General features: G+C 74.1%; 15 protein-coding genes. 8 read left to right on the forward strand and 7 right to left on the reverse strand.

Going from position 1 to position 15987, the window contains the following annotated elements; all coding sequences use genetic code 11:
* The first annotated feature begins 18 nt into the window (after positions 1-18).
* Positions 19-285 (forward strand): acyl carrier protein, encoded by a 267-nt coding sequence (locus tag ABZ806_RS06735; protein WP_500215861.1) that lies wholly within the window; start codon positions 19-21, stop codon positions 283-285.
* A gap of 86 nt (positions 286-371) precedes the next feature.
* Positions 372-1685 carry a beta-ketoacyl-[acyl-carrier-protein] synthase family protein gene (locus tag ABZ806_RS06740; protein ID WP_500215862.1) on the forward strand — a complete coding sequence of 438 codons (1314 nt, stop codon included), beginning with the start codon at positions 372-374 and terminating at the stop codon, positions 1683-1685.
* Positions 1686-1801: 116 nt separating this feature from the next.
* On the opposite strand, the gene ABZ806_RS06745 is transcribed toward ABZ806_RS06740, so the two are convergent.
* Positions 1802-2296 carry a DUF3145 domain-containing protein gene (locus ABZ806_RS06745; RefSeq protein WP_163057090.1) on the reverse strand — a complete coding sequence of 165 codons (495 nt, stop codon included), beginning with the start codon at positions 2294-2296 and terminating at the stop codon, positions 1802-1804.
* 334 nt (positions 2297-2630) lie between these two features.
* Between ABZ806_RS06745 and ABZ806_RS06750 the strand changes: the two genes are divergently transcribed.
* From ABZ806_RS06750 to ABZ806_RS06765, 4 genes are read left to right on the forward strand one after another with little or no spacing between them, the layout of a single operon-like run.
* A complete protein-coding gene (locus ABZ806_RS06750) occupies positions 2631-3860 on the forward strand; it encodes a S8 family peptidase (protein WP_500215863.1) in 1230 nt (409 codons plus the stop codon).
* 36 nt (positions 3861-3896) lie between these two features.
* Positions 3897-4421 (forward strand): RNA polymerase sigma factor, encoded by a 525-nt coding sequence (locus ABZ806_RS06755; protein WP_500215864.1) that lies wholly within the window; start codon positions 3897-3899, stop codon positions 4419-4421.
* Positions 4418-4867: a hypothetical protein gene (locus ABZ806_RS06760; protein ID WP_500215865.1), complete on the forward strand. Its 450-nt coding sequence runs from the start codon at positions 4418-4420 to the stop codon at positions 4865-4867. The genes ABZ806_RS06755 and ABZ806_RS06760 overlap by 4 nt, the downstream gene beginning before the upstream one ends.
* 29 nt (positions 4868-4896) lie before the next feature.
* Positions 4897-7623, forward strand: coding sequence for a CHAT domain-containing protein (locus tag ABZ806_RS06765; protein WP_500215866.1), 2727 nt, complete (start codon positions 4897-4899; stop codon positions 7621-7623).
* 204 nt (positions 7624-7827) lie between these two features.
* Here the strand turns inward: ABZ806_RS06765 and ABZ806_RS06770 are convergent, their stop codons facing one another.
* The 3 genes from ABZ806_RS06770 to ABZ806_RS06780 form a co-directional block, all read right to left on the reverse strand.
* Positions 7828-8658 (reverse strand): sulfurtransferase, encoded by an 831-nt coding sequence (locus ABZ806_RS06770; protein ID WP_500215867.1) that lies wholly within the window; start codon positions 8656-8658, stop codon positions 7828-7830.
* Positions 8659-8756: 98 nt separating this feature from the next.
* On the reverse strand, positions 8757-9884 hold the full coding sequence (locus ABZ806_RS06775) for an alkaline phosphatase family protein (RefSeq protein ID WP_500215868.1): 1128 nt from the start codon (positions 9882-9884) through the stop codon (positions 8757-8759).
* Entirely contained in the window at positions 9881-10462 is a 582-nt protein-coding gene (locus tag ABZ806_RS06780) for a DUF5998 family protein (RefSeq protein ID WP_500215869.1), read from the reverse strand. The genes ABZ806_RS06775 and ABZ806_RS06780 overlap by 4 nt, the downstream gene beginning before the upstream one ends.
* A gap of 87 nt (positions 10463-10549) precedes the next feature.
* Here ABZ806_RS06780 and ABZ806_RS06785 point away from each other — a divergent pair, with 87 nt between their 5' ends.
* Positions 10550-10867: a hypothetical protein gene (locus tag ABZ806_RS06785; protein ID WP_500215870.1), complete on the forward strand. Its 318-nt coding sequence runs from the start codon at positions 10550-10552 to the stop codon at positions 10865-10867.
* A gap of 193 nt (positions 10868-11060) precedes the next feature.
* Here the strand turns inward: ABZ806_RS06785 and ABZ806_RS06790 are convergent, their stop codons facing one another.
* A complete protein-coding gene (locus ABZ806_RS06790) occupies positions 11061-13505 on the reverse strand; it encodes a bifunctional acetate--CoA ligase family protein/GNAT family N-acetyltransferase (protein WP_500215871.1) in 2445 nt (814 codons plus the stop codon).
* 168 nt (positions 13506-13673) lie between these two features.
* On the opposite strand from ABZ806_RS06790, the gene ABZ806_RS06795 reads away from it, so the two are divergent.
* Positions 13674-14597: a carbohydrate kinase family protein gene (locus ABZ806_RS06795; RefSeq protein ID WP_500215872.1), complete on the forward strand. Its 924-nt coding sequence runs from the start codon at positions 13674-13676 to the stop codon at positions 14595-14597.
* 45 nt (positions 14598-14642) lie between these two features.
* On the opposite strand, the gene ABZ806_RS06800 is transcribed toward ABZ806_RS06795, so the two are convergent.
* Both ABZ806_RS06800 and ABZ806_RS06805 read right to left on the reverse strand, forming a co-directional pair.
* On the reverse strand, positions 14643-15617 hold the full coding sequence (locus ABZ806_RS06800; RefSeq protein WP_500215873.1) for a LysR family transcriptional regulator: 975 nt from the start codon (positions 15615-15617) through the stop codon (positions 14643-14645).
* Positions 15618-15803: 186 nt separating this feature from the next.
* Positions 15804-15987, reverse strand: a 184-nt coding sequence (locus ABZ806_RS06805; protein WP_500215874.1) for a hypothetical protein, incomplete at its 5' end; no start/stop codon positions are given.

Consider the following 15987-nt stretch of genomic DNA (forward strand, 5'->3'; position numbering starts at 1 on the left):
GAAGGAGAAACGCAGACCATGGCAGAAGTCGCCACCGAAGAGCAGATCCTGGACGGCCTCGCGGAGATCATCGACGACATCGTCGGCATCGACAAGGCCGAGGTGACCCCCGAGAAGAACTTCATCGACGACCTCGACATCGACTCGCTGTCGATGGTCGAGATCGCGGTGGCCGCGCAGGACCAGTTCGGCGTCGAGATCCCCGACGACGAGCTGCGCAACCTGAAGACGGTGAAGGACGTCATCAACTTCGTCCAGAACCTGCAGACCACGGCCAAGAGCTAGATCCGCGGGGAGGGCGCGCCGCCGCTCCGGCCGGAGGCGGCGCGCCCGACCTTCCCTCCCCTCACAGTCCGCAAGGAGCACCCACTATGAGCAAGAGCCAGACCAGAGTCGTGGTGACCGGTCTCGGTGCAACGACCCCACTCGGCGGAGATCTGCCGTCGACCTGGTCCGCCCTGCTCGCAGGAGAGTCCGGGGTCCGCCCCCTGGACTGGGAGGGCGTCGAGGACCTGCCGGTCCGGTTCGCCGCCACGCTGAAGGTCCAGCCGGAGGGGATCATCCCCCGGCAGTCGATGCGCCGCCTGGACCGCAACCAGGCGATCGCGCTGATCTCCGCGCGCGAGGCGTGGGCGGACGCGGGGTTCGCCCCGTCCGAGCGCGGCAAGCCGCAGAAGGGCATGGAGAAGGCCGGCGTGGACGGCGGCTTCACCGTGGACGGTGAGCGCCTCGGCGTCGTGTTCTCCAGCGGCATCGGCGGCCTGCACACCGCCCTCAACAGCTACGACGTGTTCAAGGAGAAGGGCTGGGCGCGGGTCTCACCGTTCACCGTCCCGATGCTGATGCCGAACGGCGCGTCCGGGCACGTCGGCATCGAGTTCGGCGCGATGGCCGGCTCGCACGCCCTGGTCAGCGCCTGCGCGTCCAGCGGCGAGGCCGTCGGCTACGCCATCGACATGATCCGCGCGGGCCGCGCCGACGTGGTGATCTGCGGCGGCACCGAGTCGTGCATACACCCGCTGCAGATGGCCTCGTTCGGTTCCATGCGCGCGATGTCGACCCGCAACGACGACCCGGCGCGCGCGTCCCGGCCCTACGACAAGAACCGCGACGGGTTCGTGCTCGGCGAGGGCTCGGCGGCGCTGATCCTGGAGTCGGAGGAGCACGCCGTCGCCCGCGGCGCCCGCATCCACGGTGTCGCGGCCGGCTGCGGCTACTCCGGCGACGCCTACGACATCGTCCTGCCCGACCCGTCCGGCGCGGGGCAGGCCAAGGCGATGCAGCGCGCCCTCAAGGACGCGGGGCTGGAGCCCGCCGACATCGTGCACATCAACGCGCACGCCACCTCGACCCCGGCTGGCGACGTGGCCGAGCTCGCCTCCATCAAGGCGGGCCTCGGCGAGGACGCCGCACGCCAGGTCGTCGTCACCGCCACCAAGTCGATGACCGGGCACCTGCTCGGCGGCGCCGGCGCGCTGGAGTCGGTCTTCACCATCCTCGCGCTGAAGGAGGGCCTGATCCCCTTCGTCGCCAACCTGGAGGACCTCGACGACGCGGCCGACCTGGACATCGTCCGGGACGAGCCGCGCAAGATCTCCGACGGCCCCGCCGCGGCGCTGAACAACTCGTTCGGCTTCGGCGGCCACAACGTCTCGGTGGCCTTCCAGCGGCACATGCCCCTCTGACCACCGGCGCGGGCCGTCACGCGGCCCGCGGCACAAGCGAGCAGAACGGCCCGGCGGGGCACGAACCCGCCGGGCCGTTCCGCGCTGTGCCAGGGCTTCGCGGACCCGCCGCGGCCTCAGACGGCGGCGTGCAGCCAGCGGACCGGGGCGCCGTCGCCGGCCCGGCGGAAGGGCTCCAGCTCGTTGTCCCACGGGGTGCCGAGGAGGCGGTCGAGTTCGTGCTCCAGCGTGGTCTTGCCGACGGCGGCGTTGGCCATGACGGAGCGGAGCCGGTCCTCGGGGACGAGGATGTCGCCGTTGGCCCCGATGACGCCGGAGAAGACGCCGAGGGACGGGGTGAAGCTGAACCGGACGCCGTCGGTGCCGGGCGTCGGGTCCTCGGTGGCCTCGAACCGCACGAGCTTCCAATTGCGCAGCGCAGACGTGATCCCCGCGGCGGTGCCCGGCCTGCCCTCCCAATGGAGTTCGGCGCGCAGCGTTCCCGGCGCGGCCGCCTGGTCCGCCCACTCAAGGGAAACGGGCACACCTAGAACACCTGCGGCGGCCCACTCGATGTGCGGGCTCAGCGCAGGCGGCGCGGAGTGGACGTAAAAGACGCCACGTGCGGTCACCGGACCTCCTGGATCTGTACCGAGGCTCGTCTTCCCCTACGGCCTCGTACGTCCCAAGTCGGCGTCCGCGTCCCTCATTGTGCATCATCGGCCCGTCTCGCACCACCGGGAGGCGGTTGTTTATTGAACGCTTGACCATGCGATGCACGTCGTTCACCCGGGCCCGACCGACAAGAGTAGGGCCTCATCGACCGGTCCGCGGCGGAAAGCGCGCAGGCGGGAGCGGCCGCGGCCGGACGGCGGGGACGGCCACTTTCCGCCCATGGGCGGTGACGGAACGTCGGCGATCCGGCACCATGTGCGCGGGGGCGGCCGCGAGCGAGAGCGAGGACCGATGTTCGATCAGCAGGCCAGGCTCGACCGGGTGCTGGCGCGCCATCCCGACGCGGTGGTGGTGGAGCCGCTGCCGGGACGGCCGGCGCTGATCCGGCGGGACCAGATCCTGGTCGCGGGGCGGGACGCGAGCACGGCCGGGGACCTCGTCCGCCGCTGGTACGACTCGCGGGACGAGGGCCCCGGCGTCACCCGGCTGCGGCTGCGGCCCACCGCGAAGGTGGACGTGTGCGAACTCACCGCCCTGCTGGCGGGCGGCGGGCTGACCACCGGCGGGCCGGCTCCGGGCGGCCGGTCGCGGCGGGTGATCGCGGCGCCGAACCACCTCGTCCTCGGCCAGCCGATGTGGTGGAGCGGGCCCGCGGACCGGCCCCGTCCGGCCGCGCCCCTGCCGGCGCCGCGGGCGGCCGTCCCGGCGCGCCGGGACGTGACGGTCGCGATCCTGGACACGGGCCTGTCGCCGCACCCCTGGTACGCGGACACCGGCTGGTACCGCGAGCAGCGCGCCGAGGTCGCGGAGGTCCTCGACGCCGACCTCGACTTCGACCTGGACGCGCAGGCCGGGCACGGGACGTTCATCGCGGGCGTGGTGCTGGCCCAGGCGCCGGCGGCGCGGCTGCGGGCCCGCCGGGTCATCGGCGGCGACGGGGTCGGCGACGAGCTGGAGGTGATCAGGGCCCTGCACCGGATCGCCGAGCAGGGCCGCGCGGACGTCGTCAACCTCTCCCTCGGCTGCCACACCTACGACGACCGCCCGTCGCCGGTGCTCGCGCAGGCGGTCGCCGCGCTCGGCCGCCGGACGGTCGTGGTGGCGTGCGCGGGCAACGCGGCGACCGACCGCCCGTTCTGGCCCGCCGCGATGAAGCCCGTCATCGGCGTCGCGGCGCTGGACGGTGCCGACCGGGCCTGGTTCTCCAACCACGGCTGGTGGGTGGACGCGTGCGCGCAGGGCGTGGACGTGTCCAGCACGTTCGTGTCGTTCGACGGGACGCGGCCGCCGGTGGACGGCGTCGACCCCGACCTGTTCCAGGGCTACGCGACGTGGAGCGGGACGTCGTTCGCGGCGCCGATGGTCGCGGGCCGGATCGCCGGACGGGCGGCGGCGGAGGGCGTCGACGCGCCCACGGCTGCGGACCTCGTCCTCGATCCGGGCTCGCATCGCGTCCTGCCGGATCTGGGCGTGGTCGTCGACTCCGCCAAAGGTACTGACTGTCAGCACGCCATGGCATAGGGTGAGCAAAGCGGGGGGCCTCGGGAGGAGACTTCGGTGGCCCACAGGGACGGAACGGACGAGCTGGTGGTGCGGGCGCGCGACGGCGACGGTGACGCTTGGGCCCGGCTGGTGGAGCGGCACAGCGCGCTGCTGTGGTCGATCGCCCGCTCGCACGGATTGAACGACGCCGACTCGGGCGACGTGGTGCAGACGACGTGGCTGCGGCTGGTGGAGCGGATCGACGGGCTGCGCGACCCGTCGGCGACCGGCTGCTGGCTGGCCACGACGGCGCGGAACGAGAGCCTGCGGCTGGTGCGGCGGCGCAGCCGCGACCTGCCGCTGGTGCCCGCGCCCCGGCAGCCGGAGCCCGGCCCCGACCGGGTCGCCGCGGCGCGCGAGCGGCTCGGCCGGGTCGGCACCGCGCTGGACACCCTGCCGCGGCGCTGCCGGACGCTGCTGCGGCTGTTCGCGCTGGCACCGACCCACGCCGAGCTGGCCGCCGCGCTCGGCATCCCGGTCGGCAGCGTCGCCCCGACGCGGGCGCGGTGCCTGGAGGCGCTGCGGAGGCTCGTCCCGTGAACGACGACGAGCTGATGTCCGGGGTCCGGGACGCCTTCGAGGCCCTGGACCCCGTGCCGGCGGACGTCCTGGCGGCGGCCCGCGCGTCGATCGCCTGGCGGACGCCGTCGGCGGAGCTGGCGGAGCTGTCGCACGACCGGGCCGTGCGGGCGGCGGCCGGCGTGCGGGGCGCGGCGGGCCGGACGCTGACGTTCGCGTGCCCCGGCCGGGCGGTGGAGATCGAGGTGGCCGAGCACGGCCGGGAGCGGGAGATCACCGGGCGGCTCGTCCCGTCCGCGGCGGCGGTCGTCCAGGTCCGGCACCGGGACCTGCCGCCGGACGGGATCACGGCGCACGCCGAGCCGGCCGGGCTGTTCCGCGTCCCGCGCGTCCCGCAGGGCGTGGTCAGCCTCGTCTTCCGGCTCGAGGACGGCTCCTCGATCGTCACGAGCTGGATCCGCCTTTGACCGGGCGGAACGAACGGGCACTGCTGTGGATGACCGCGATAGACCCGGCAACCGCCTACACACGCGCACGCGCCCTCCTAGAGCCCACCGGCCTGCTGGAGAGCGACGGAACGCCCGAGGCCAGCGGCCTGCTGGGCAGCGGCGGCCTGCTGGAGGACTGCGGCCTGCCGGAGAGCGGCAGCATGCCGGAAAGCGGCGGCCTACTGGGAACGGACGACGTGCTGGGGACCGGCGGGGTGCTGGGAACCGACGGCCTGCTGGCCAGCGGCGGGGTGCTGGGCAGCGGCAGTCGGCTGGAGACCAGCGGCGTCCCGGGGGACGGCGGCCTGTTGGAGAGTGGTGACGTCGTGCTGGCGCTGCGGGTGGCCGGGCTGGCGGCCAAGGAGCTGGGGCGGCTGGACGAGGGCCTCGCGTACCTGGACCGTGCGCTGCGCCTGGCTGAGGGCTACGCGGCGGCGCAGGTGCGGATGAACCTCGTCGGCCTGCTCACCGCACGAGGTGACGTCAACGGAGCGCTCGCCCGCGCCAGTGAGGCCGAGCCCGTTCTGGACGGTCCCGACGCGGACCGTCTCGCCGCGAACAAGGCGTGTGCTCTGGCGCGGGCAGGGCGCCTTGACGAGGCACGCGAAGTGGCGGCGGACGCCTTACCCCGGCTACGCCGAGGACACGACCCGGCCGTGCTGAACGGTCTCCTCACCAACCTGGGTCTGGCGCTGGCCTTCCGCGGCGACTACGACCGCGCGGAGGACGCTCTGTCGGAGGCCGTCGCGGTGGGCGAGGCGTCCGGGTTGCGTCATCAGACGGCCATGGCCAAGGGGAACCTGGCCTTCGTGGTGTCGCGGCGCGGGGACGTCCCGCGCGCGCTCCGCCTCTTCGCCGAGGCGGAACCGGGCCTGGCCGGTGAACGCCTGGCCCAGTGCCGGTTCGACCAGGCGGAGACCCTCATCATGGCGGGTCTGCCCGCCGAGGCACGCCCCGTCCTCACGGCCGCCTTGGCGGAGGCCATGGCGAACGGCTACGGATGCGATGTCGCGGACGGCTTCCTGCTCTTGGCCAACGCCGAACTGGCCGACGGCAACCCCGAACAGGCGACGGAAGCGGCCGAGCACGCCCGCACCACGTTCGCCGAGCAGGAACGAACGGGATGGATGCTCCTGGCCGAGCACACTCTGCTCAAGGCGAGGTGGGCGTCCGGGGAACGCTCTCCCGTCCTGCTGAGCTCGACGGTGGCCACGGCCGGGCGGTTGGCGGACGGCGGCTGGTCCGACGCCGCCGATGAGGCCCGCATCGTGGCGGCGCGCGTGGCCCTGACGCTGGGCAGACCCGCCGGGCACCTGCTGTCCGCCGTCGGGCGTTCGCGCGGCCGTGCGTCCACCCGGATCGCCGCCTGGCACGCCCTCGCCCTCGAACGCGCGGGACGCGACGACCACGGGGGCGCGGTGGCGGCGGTCAGAGCCGGTCTGCAGGTGGCCGAGGAGCACGCGGAGGCGCTCGGTGCGCTCGACCTCCGCGCCCGCGCGGCCGGTCTCGCCGCCGAACTGGCCGAGCTGGGCCTCGGCCTGGCCCGTTCGGCGCGGGAACTGCTCGCCGTGGAGGAGCGGCGGCGGGCGATCGCCAGGCCGGTCCGGGTCCGTCCGCCCCGGGATCCGGAGCGGGCCGCCGCGCTGGCCGCGCTCCGGGCCCTGAGCGCCGAGCACACGGCCGACACGGCGCGGGGCGGCGTACCGTCGGTGCTCTCGCCGGACATGGCCGGTCTGGAGGCGCGGATCCGCTCGCGGACGCGGCGCCGCCCGTCCGGCGCGTCCCCGCCCCGCTCCGCCGAGGCCACCGAGATCGCCGCGGCACTCGGCGACCGCGCCCTCGTCGAGATGGTGGCGATCGGCGGCGAACTCCACGCCGTCACCGTCGCGGGCGGCCGCCCCCGCCGCCACCCCCTCGGACCATGCGACGGCATCGACCACGAGACCGGCCTGATCCGCTTCGCGGCACGCCGCCTCGCCGAGAAGGACTGCCCGCAGTCGCTCGCCACCCTCACCGGCGCGGCCGCACGTCTCGACCGCCTCCTCCTCGCCCCGATGCGCGCCGCCCTCGGCGACCGGGACCTCGTCATCGCCCCGACCGGCGCGCTGCACGGCCTCCCCTGGGCGACGCTCCCGTCACTGGCCGGGCGCCCGTTCACGATCGTCCCGTCGGCCGGTGCGTGGCTCCAGGCCCGCACGGCGACCCCGTCCGGCGGGCACACGGTGCTCGTCGCGGGGCCCGACCTGGATCATGCGGACCGGGAGGTCACCGCCCTCCACGCCCTGCATCCGCGGGCCCGCCTGCTCACCGGTCCCGACGCGCGCGCCGAACCCGTCCGGGACGCCCTGGACGGCGCGGCCCTCGCCCACATCGCCGCCCACGGCGAGTTCCGCGACGGCAACGCCCTGTTCTCCCGGCTGCGCCTCGCCGATGGCCCGCTGATGGTGTACGACCTCGACGAGCTGACCGTGCCGCCGCACCTGATCGTCCTGTCCGCCTGCGACATCGGCCGCGCCGACGAGGGCGACGCCGTCCTCGGCATGGCTGGCGCCCTCCTCGCCCTCGGCACCGCCACGGTGGTCGCGAGCGTCACCCCCGTCCGCGACGAGGCCACCCCGGAGTTCATGTCCGCCTTCCACACCGCCGTCGCGTCCGGCGAGCCTCCGTCCCGCGCCCTCGCGGCCCTCCCCCGCACCCCGGCCGCCCTCGGCTTCCTCACCATGGGCGCCGGCTGACACCGACCGCCCGGACGGTACGGCCGACGGTCCGCCCGGGCGGTACGGCCGGGCGGTACGGCCGGGCGGCCGGTGTGGCCGGACGGTCCGTCCGGGCGGGCGGTACGGCCGACCGGGCGGGCGGTGCGGCCGGCCAGGCGGTACGGCCGACCGGACAGTGCGGCAGGGCGGTGCGGTCGGTCGGGCGGTGCGGGTGGTGGGCGGTCAGGTGTCGCCGGTGGCGACGGGGTTGGACGGGTCGGTCACCCAGTCGGACCAGGAGCCGACGTAGAGGGCGGCGGGGATGCCGGCGAGGTTGAGGGCGAGGATCTCGTGCGCGGCGGTGACGCCGGAGCCGCAGTAGGCGCCGACGTCGAGGGCGTCGGTCGCGCCCAGCTTGGCGAACCGCTCGCGCAGCAGTTCGGGCGGCAGGAAGCGGCCGTCCACGCCGACATTGCCCGACGTCGGGGCGTTCCGGGCGCCCGGGATGTGCCCGGCGACCGGATCGACCGGTTCCTGGTCGCCGCGGTAGCGCTCGGCGGCGCGCGCGTCCAGCAGGACGCCCGCCCTGGCCAGTTCGGCGGCGCCCTCCGCGTCCAGGACGGGCAGCCGGCCCGGGTTGGCGATGAAGTCGCCCGGTTTCACCTCGGGTTCGGCGGTGTCCACCCGGTGGCCCGCCTCCGTCCAGGCGCGGTAGCCGCCGTCCAGGACGCGGACCCGCTCGTGCCCGAAGTAGCGCAGCGACCACCAGACGCGGGCGGCGGACGTGGAGTCGGCGTCGTCGTAGACCACGACGAGGCCGTCCTGCGACACGCCGGCGCGGCGCATCGCCGTCTCGAAGGCGACCGGTTCGGGGAGGGGATGGCGGCCGCCGGGGCCGGGCGGCCCGGCCACGTCGCGGTCGAGGTCGACGAAGGCGGCGCCGGGCAGGTGCCCCTTGCGGTAGGACTCGATCCCCGGCGGTCCCGCCAGGTGCCATCGGACGTCCAGCAGGATCACGGGCGTCTGGCGTCGCAGCAGCCGGTCCAGTGCGGGCACTTCGATGAGAGGGTGCACACGGCCAGTTTGACCGCCGATGCCCGGATTAGGGAGGGGCGAATCCTGGTTCATCTCACATCCGCGGGTCTCAGGGGCGGGGCGTCGAGGGCGGGGCGTCAGGGGCGGGACGTGGTGAGCAGCGGCACGAGCTGCTCGGCCGGGACGAGGGAGCCGTGCATGCCGACCATCCGGTTCAGCCAGGGCTCCCGCTCGGACGCGACGATCGCGAGGTCGCCGTGCGGAACGGCGATCACGTCGCCGATGCGGTCCGCCATCCCGTCGCCGAGCGGGCCGAACCAGCCGTCCGCCACGGCCCGCTCGCGCTCGACGACCCAGGCCCGGTCGCCGAGCAGGGCCGTCCAGGCGGCGAGCACGTCGCCCTGCGCGCCGGGCTCGCTGTACACGTAGCGGCAGCGGGCGTCGCCGCCGAGGAGGGCGACCCCCTCCCGCAGTTCGGGGACGGCGTCGACGTCCACCCGCTCGGACGGGTCGACCATGCCGTGGTCCGCCGTCACGTGCAGGGCCGAACCGGGCGGCAGGACGGCCGCGATCTGCTGGACGAGCATGTCCACGAACCGCAGCTGGTGCCGCCAGTCGGCCGAGTCGACGCCGAACCGGTGACCGGTCCCGTCGAGGTCGGCGTGGTAGGCGGTGACGTACGCGCGGTCGCCGCGGCGCAGGGCCGCCTCGGTGCGGCCGACGAGCTGCCCGAGCCCGTCGGCGGACAGGTAGTCGGCGCCGCGGGCGGTCGCGCGGCTCAGCCCGGACCTCTTGTACTGGCGCAGCGACACGTAGCCGGTCTCGACACCGTCCGCCGCCGCCCGCTCGTAGGCGGTCGGGACGGGCTGGAACGTCGCCGGGTCGGGGTCGTCGCCCTTCCAGTGCAGGCAGTTCAGCAGCCTGCCCGTGCCGGGGATCGCGACCTGCAGGCCGAGCAGGCCGTGCCCGCCGGGCGGCGCGCCCGTCCCCAGCGAGGCGAGGCTGGTGACGGTCGTCGCCGGGAACCCGGCGGTGATCGGGCCGCCGTCCATCGCGTTCAGGTACGGCGCCTCGTCGGGGTGCGCCCTGAGCTGCTCCCAGCCGAGCCCGTCCACGATCAGGACGCAGGCGCGCGGCACCTCGGGCACTCCCAGCACGTTCACCGTGTCCGGGACGCCCATCCCCGCCAGCACCGAGGTGGGCACATCGGAGAGCGCCCCGGCCCCGTACCGCGGAACGGACGGCCGGTTCACCGCCCCCGTCACCGGGCGGTCGCCTCGGACAGCTCCTCGGCGAAGGCCAGCACCTGGCCGACCGCGTCCGCGCCGTCCGCCGCCTCGCTGACCCGAAGGGACAGGTCGTCGGCGGTGACGCTGCCGGTGTAGCCGTGGTCGGCCTCGCAGTTCTCGTCGCCGCAGGTCGCCGGTTCGAGGTCGATGTGGGCGATGGCGCCCCAGCCGATGGTCAGCACGACCTCGGTGGGCGGCACCCCCGGCACGTAGGACGCGGGGTCCGGGACGACCCGGGTCACCGCGACCGACTGGACGCGCTCCAGCTTGACGGCCTCGGTGGTGGTGGACGCGTGCGGCTGGGCCATGCCCTCTCCGGGCGGGTGCTCGTCGGTATGGCACACCAGCAGCCGGCTCGCGGACAGCACGAGCACCGTCACGTGCCGCCGCACCTCCATCGCGGGGTCGAATGTCGCCTCGTGGTGAACGACGTACGCGACGACGCGCTCGTCGCCGACGGCCGACTCGACCGCGTCCGCGACCAGGGCCGGGTAGTAACCGCTGCGCTCGATCGCCGTGCGCAACCCGCCTGCGGTCGCTCGGGTTTCCCTCATGGCCCCATCCTGCCCTGTCCGGGGCGGCCGCGCACATGACCGCCCGGCCGCGCGGTCATCCGCGCGCCCGCGGGGTAGGGGCAGGGCATGGACGAGCATCCACTGCCGAGCCCGCCTCCGGTGCCGCCGCCCACCCCGGACCCGGCCCCCACACCGCAGCCGCCGGTACCGCCCGAGCCGCCGCCCGGCCCGTATCCGGGTCCCGGGCCGCGGCCGCCCGGCCCCGTCCCGCCGGGCCCGTCGCCCGAACCCGTCCCGCCCGGCCCGCCGCCGGAGCCCACCCCGCCCGGCCCGGCCCCGGACCCGACGCCTCCCGCGCCGCCACCGGAGCCGATCCCGCCGGGCCCCGAACCCGACCCCGTCCCGCCGACCCCAGAACCCCACCCACCAAGCCCACCCGGCTGACTTCCCGCCGACCCGGGCCAGAGAAGGCACGGGTCGGACACGGCGCAGGCCAGACACGGCGCAGGCCAGACACGGCGCAGGCCAGACACGGCGCGGGTCAAAGCCGGCGCGGGCCAAAGCCGACGCGGGCCAAAGCCGACGCGGGTCAAAGCCGACGCGGGTCAAAGGCGGCGCGGGTCAGAAACAGAGCGGGTCAGAGGCGGCGGGGGCCCATTTCGGTGCGGGGGCCGAGGGGGCGCTCCAGTGTGAGCGCCACCTCGCACACGGTGGCGCCGCTCCCGTCCGCGATGACGGGGTCCAGTTCGAGGCGCGCCACCTCGGGCAGGTCGTAGCCGAGGCGGGACGCGCGCAGCAGCAGTTGCTCGAGCGCCGCCACGTCCACGGGTTCGGCGCCGCGGTGGCCGAGCAGCAGCGGCGCGGTGCGGATCGCGCGGATCATCTCGGCGGCGTCCACGTCCGCGAGCGGCGACAGGCGGTAGGCGCGGTCGTCCAGCAGGTCGGCGGTCTCGTCGGCGATGCCGAACGAGATCAGCGGGCCGAACGAGCGGTCCTCCCTGACCACGATGCGGGTCGGCACCCCGTCGCCGCCCTCGGCGACCTCGATGCCGTAGCAGGCGAGCAGCTCCGCGGCCTGCTTCGGCGGGACGTCCACCGGGCCGCCGTCGCCGTCGCCGAGCCAGCCCGCGACCAGGCCGCGCGCGCGGGCGCGGTCGACGTCCTCGAACACGGGTGTGCGCCCGGCGGGCCGCTGCCGCCACTGCGCGTACCTGATCACGTACGCCAGCGCCCGGACGGCGTCCTCCGGCGAGGTGTAGGACGGCACCGAGCCCTCGGCGGGCATGCCGTCCGGGCCGGGGACGCGCAGTTCGGCGGGCATGCCCTCGCTGCCCAGGTAGGTCGCCACGATCGGCTTCCCGCTGCCGCCCGCGAGCCGGAGGATCTTCTGCGGGACGCGGACGTCGTACCCGCCGATCGTCGGCGGGGTGAACAGCGCGACGACGGCGTCGACCATGTCGTCGGCGAGCGCGCCGGCGAGGGCGGCCTCGTAGTCGTCGGCGTCGGCGCGCGGGCCGAGGTCGATGCGCGGCCGGACGTCCAGGCCGAGCGCGACGGCCTCGTCCTGCGCCAGCAGCCCGAGCGAGTTGGAGTTGTCGATGATCGCGATGCGGTCGCCGGCCGGGAGCGGCTGGTAGGCCAGCACCTGCGCCACGTCGAACAGCTCCGCCAGGTCCTCGACCCGGATGACGCCGGCCTGCTCGAACAGCGCGCTGACCGCGTGGTCGGGCAGCGTGAGGGCCTGCGCGGCGTGCCCGAGCGGGACGCCCTGCGTGCTGCGTCCGCTCTTCACCGCGACGATCGGCTTGCGGCGGCCCAGCCTGCGCGCCAGCCGCGCGAACTTGCGGGGGTTGCCCAGCGACTCCAGGTAGAGCAGGACGGCCTTGGTCGCCGGGTCCTCCTCCCAGTACTGCATGAGGTCGTTGCCGGAGACGTCCGCCCGGTTCCCCGCCGACACGAACGTCGACAGGCCGAGGCCGCGTTCGGCCGTCCGCTGCAGGATCGCGATGCCCAGCGCACCGGACTGGGAGAAGAAGCCCACCGGCCCCCGTCCGGGCATGGTCGGCGCCAGGGTCGCGTTGAGCCGCACGTCCGTGTCGGTGTTGGCGATGCCGAGGCAGTTGGGGCCGACGACACGCATCCCGTAGGCGCGCGCGAGGCTCACCAGTTCCTTCTGGGCGGCGCGTCCCTCCTCACCGACCTCACCGAAGCCGGACGACACCACGACCAGCCCGCGCACGCCCTTGGCCGCGCACTGCTCCACGACCTCGTGGACGGCGTCGGCGCGGACGGCGACGACGGCGAGGTCCACATCGTCCGGGATCTCCAGCACGGACGCGTACGCGCGGACCCCCGCGACCGCGACCGCCGTCGGATGCACCGGGTAGACGGGCCCCGTGAAGTCGCCGCCGAGCAGGTTGCGCAGGACGGTCTGCCCGACGCTGTGCTCCGCGCGGCTCGCCCCGATCACCGCGACCGACCCCGGGAACAGCAGCCGCTGGATCGACCGCGACTCGGCCCGGTGCTCGCGGGCCGTCATGACCTCCAGCGAGGTGTCGGTCGGCTCCAGGTCGAGGACGAGCTCGATCACGCCCTCCTCGAACCGCTGCTCCGCCCGGTAGCCCGCCTCCCGGAACACCCGCGTCATCCGCCGGTTGTCGGGCAGCACGCTCGCCACGAACCGCCGCACACCGCGCTCCCGCGCCGCCGCCGCGATGTGCTCCAGCAGCACCGCGCCGAGGCCGCGGCCCTGGTGCGCGTCCTCCACGAGGAACGCCACCTCCGCCGTCTCGGGCCGCTCGCCCAGCCGGTCGTAGCGGACGACCGCCACCATCACCCCCGCGATCGTCGCGATCAGCGCGACACGCCGGTCGTAGTCGACGGTCGTGAAGTGCTCGACGTCACGGTCCGACAGGTGCGGGCGCGGCGAGAAGAACCGGTAGTAGATCGACTCCGGGGAGAGCCGCGCGTGGAACGCGCGCAGCAGGCCGGCGTCATCGGGCCGGATGGGACGCAGATGGGCCGTCCCGCCGTCGCTCAGGACGACGTCGGCCTCCCACTGATCCGGATAACCCTCGGTCACGTACCCGAGGGTAAGGCACGGACCCCCCCAGGCCCCGCGCGGGAAAAAACGGGCTTCCCCGGGTTTCGCTGCGCGTTCGAGACCTAATCCGGGCTCAGGAGCTGTTACGGTCAACCCACGCCCAGTGTTGCCGCTCGCGCGGGCCGTGTTGATCGAGGTGATGACTCCATGACGCGCGTGGTCGTGGTCGGCGATCTTATGACAGACACCGTGGCACGTGCCGCGTTCCCCTTGGCTAAGGGGAGCGACACGCCCGCCGCCGTGACGACCCACGGGGGTGGTTCGGGCGCCAATGTGGCGGCCTGGCTCGCCCTGGAAGGAGTCGACACCGCGTTCGTCGGTCGTCGTGGCTCCGATATCGCGGGCCGGAACCGGGATATGGAGATGATGGGGTACGGCGTCGACGCCCGCCTCGTCATGGACCAGGAACGTCCCACCGGTACCTGCGTGGTGATGGTCACGCACAAAGGCGACCGGACGATGCTGTCCGATCCCGGCGCCAACGGTGCGCTCCTCCCCGAGGACATCGAGCGCTGCAAGGACCTGTTCACGCAGGGCACCCACCTGCACCTGTCCGGCTACGCGCTGATCAACGAGGGCTCCCGGAAGGCCGCCATCCACACGCTGGACCTCGCCCGCCAGGCGCAGATGTCCGTCTCCGTGGACGGCGGCTCGTCCTCCCCGCTCAAGCGGATGGGCGCCGAGCCCTTCCTCGAGTGGACGCAGGGCGCGCGGCTCCTCGTCGTCAACGCCAAAGAGGCCGAGATCCTCACCGGCCGCGACACGGCCGAGCAGGCCGCCAAGGTGCTGACCGCCTGGTATCCGCAGGTCGTCATCACGAACGGTGCCGACGGGGCCATCTGGTACACCAACGGCCGTCCCGAGCCCGTCACCGTCTCCGCCGAACCCGTCGACAAGGTCATCGACGGCACCGGCGCCGGCGACGCGTTCGTCGCGGGCCTCCTGCCGCCCTGGCTGGACGGCAAGCAGCCCGCCGACGCCCTCACCGCCGGCTGCCGCCTCGCCGCCCAGGCCATGAAGCACCTGGGCGCCCGCCCCACCCTCGACGTGGTCGACAACCAGATCAAGTAGGGGATGTGCTGTTCCAGGGGGGCGCCCCCCTGGAACCCCCCCGGATCAGGCGAGGGGCGTGTAGGTGCGGACGTCCTCCTTTACCGCCGCCCAGAGGCGGTTGAGGGGGTGGCCCGCGTCGTAGCGCTCCAGGTCGGCGCGCCGGACGAACGCGCCGGTCATCAACTCGGCCTTGGGCTCCAGGTCGTCGTGCAGCCGGATGGCCCGCAGAGGGGCCGCGTCGGGGTCCTCTTGGGCGGCCATGCCGCGTCCGATCGACCCGGTGACGACCATGCAGCCGCGCACGAACCCCGACCGCAGCAGCGACAGCCCGTAGTGGACGTCGTCGATGTCGGCGACGATGTTGAGCCGGTCCCGGAAGTTCGTCCCGTACCAGGTGGCGAGCAGGTCGGCGACCAGGCCGGCGGGCGGCAGCACCAGCGGGACGCGCCCGAGCCCGCTCGTCTCGACCGGCATGTCCGGCAGCTCGCTCTCCGGCAGGTTCGTCAGCAGCAGCGCCTGGCCCCGCGCGTACTCGATGACCTCGTACTCCTTCAGGCGCAGGTCGCCCTCCAGGGTGCTGACGATGCTCCCGCACACGAGGTCGACCTGCCGGTTCTCCAGGCGTGACCACACGTCCTTGGTGCGGACGTGGGCGACCTTGAACTCGACCTCCCGCTGCCGGAACTCCTCCGAGACCCGGTTCCAGGCCCGGGACACGATCGGCAGCGTGAACTCGGTGGTGCCGACGGTCAGCATCCGCCCGAGGCGGCGCCGGCTCAGATGAATGGACTCCAGCCATTTGTCGAACGTCATGCGCGCCCGCTCGACAGTGGTCTCGCCCGTGGGGGTGAACAGGTAGTCCCTGCCGCGCCCCTGCCGGACGGTCAGCACCTCGCCGCACAGGGTCTGGCTATTGCGGTTCAGGATGTCGAGCTGCTTCTGCACACTGGACTGCTCGCGCCCCAGGACCCGCGCCGCCCGCAGCGCCGACCCCGTCTCGTACACCACCAGGAGGGTCCGCAGCTGATCGAACGTCATGTCGAGCAACCCTGCCGGGCAATCCACAAGGGCATCGAGACTCGGTGGCACGGTGAGGGACATGGCAACCTGTTCCGCCGTCCCGCGGAAATGGCCGTACGGCCAATCCAACGGGAAATGATGACATTTCCCCCTGAACTTATCTCAAGATGTTCTTGCAAACAAGTGGACAGAGTTTTCTAATCTCTAGGACACTTTCTCCCGAGCCGCTCCCGCCGCCGTCATCCGTCCCACCCAGGACGGCGGCGCTTCCGGGCGTGCCCCGGCGGTGCCGGCCGCCGGGGCCGCCGCTCGGCGTCCCGACTCCCGTTCGCCGCGGCCCTTCTCCGCCGCGGCGCCGGGGCAGGCGCCGGCCCGTGCGCAGATCGGT

Source organism: Spirillospora sp. NPDC047418, from assembly GCF_040643275.1.
GTDB lineage: Bacteria > Actinomycetota > Actinomycetes > Streptosporangiales > Streptosporangiaceae > Spirillospora.

What these genes read in the sequence shown, in the direction of transcription:
- ABZ806_RS06735 (WP_500215861.1), top strand. Translation starts at nt 19, where the DNA reads ATGGCAGAAGTCGCCACCGAAGAGCAGATCCTGGACGGCCTCGCGGAG.
- ABZ806_RS06740 (WP_500215862.1), top strand. Translation starts at nt 372, where the DNA reads ATGAGCAAGAGCCAGACCAGAGTCGTGGTGACCGGTCTCGGTGCAACG.
- ABZ806_RS06750 (WP_500215863.1), top strand. Translation starts at nt 2,631, where the DNA reads ATGTTCGATCAGCAGGCCAGGCTCGACCGGGTGCTGGCGCGCCATCCC.
- ABZ806_RS06765 (WP_500215866.1), top strand. Translation starts at nt 4,897, where the DNA reads ATGACCGCGATAGACCCGGCAACCGCCTACACACGCGCACGCGCCCTC.
- ABZ806_RS06780 (WP_500215869.1), bottom strand. Translation starts at nt 10,462, where the DNA reads ATGAGGGAAACCCGAGCGACCGCAGGCGGGTTGCGCACGGCGATCGAG.
- ABZ806_RS06785 (WP_500215870.1), top strand. Translation starts at nt 10,550, where the DNA reads ATGGACGAGCATCCACTGCCGAGCCCGCCTCCGGTGCCGCCGCCCACC.
- ABZ806_RS06795 (WP_500215872.1), top strand. Translation starts at nt 13,674, where the DNA reads ATGACGCGCGTGGTCGTGGTCGGCGATCTTATGACAGACACCGTGGCA.
- ABZ806_RS06800 (WP_500215873.1), bottom strand. Translation starts at nt 15,617, where the DNA reads ATGACGTTCGATCAGCTGCGGACCCTCCTGGTGGTGTACGAGACGGGG.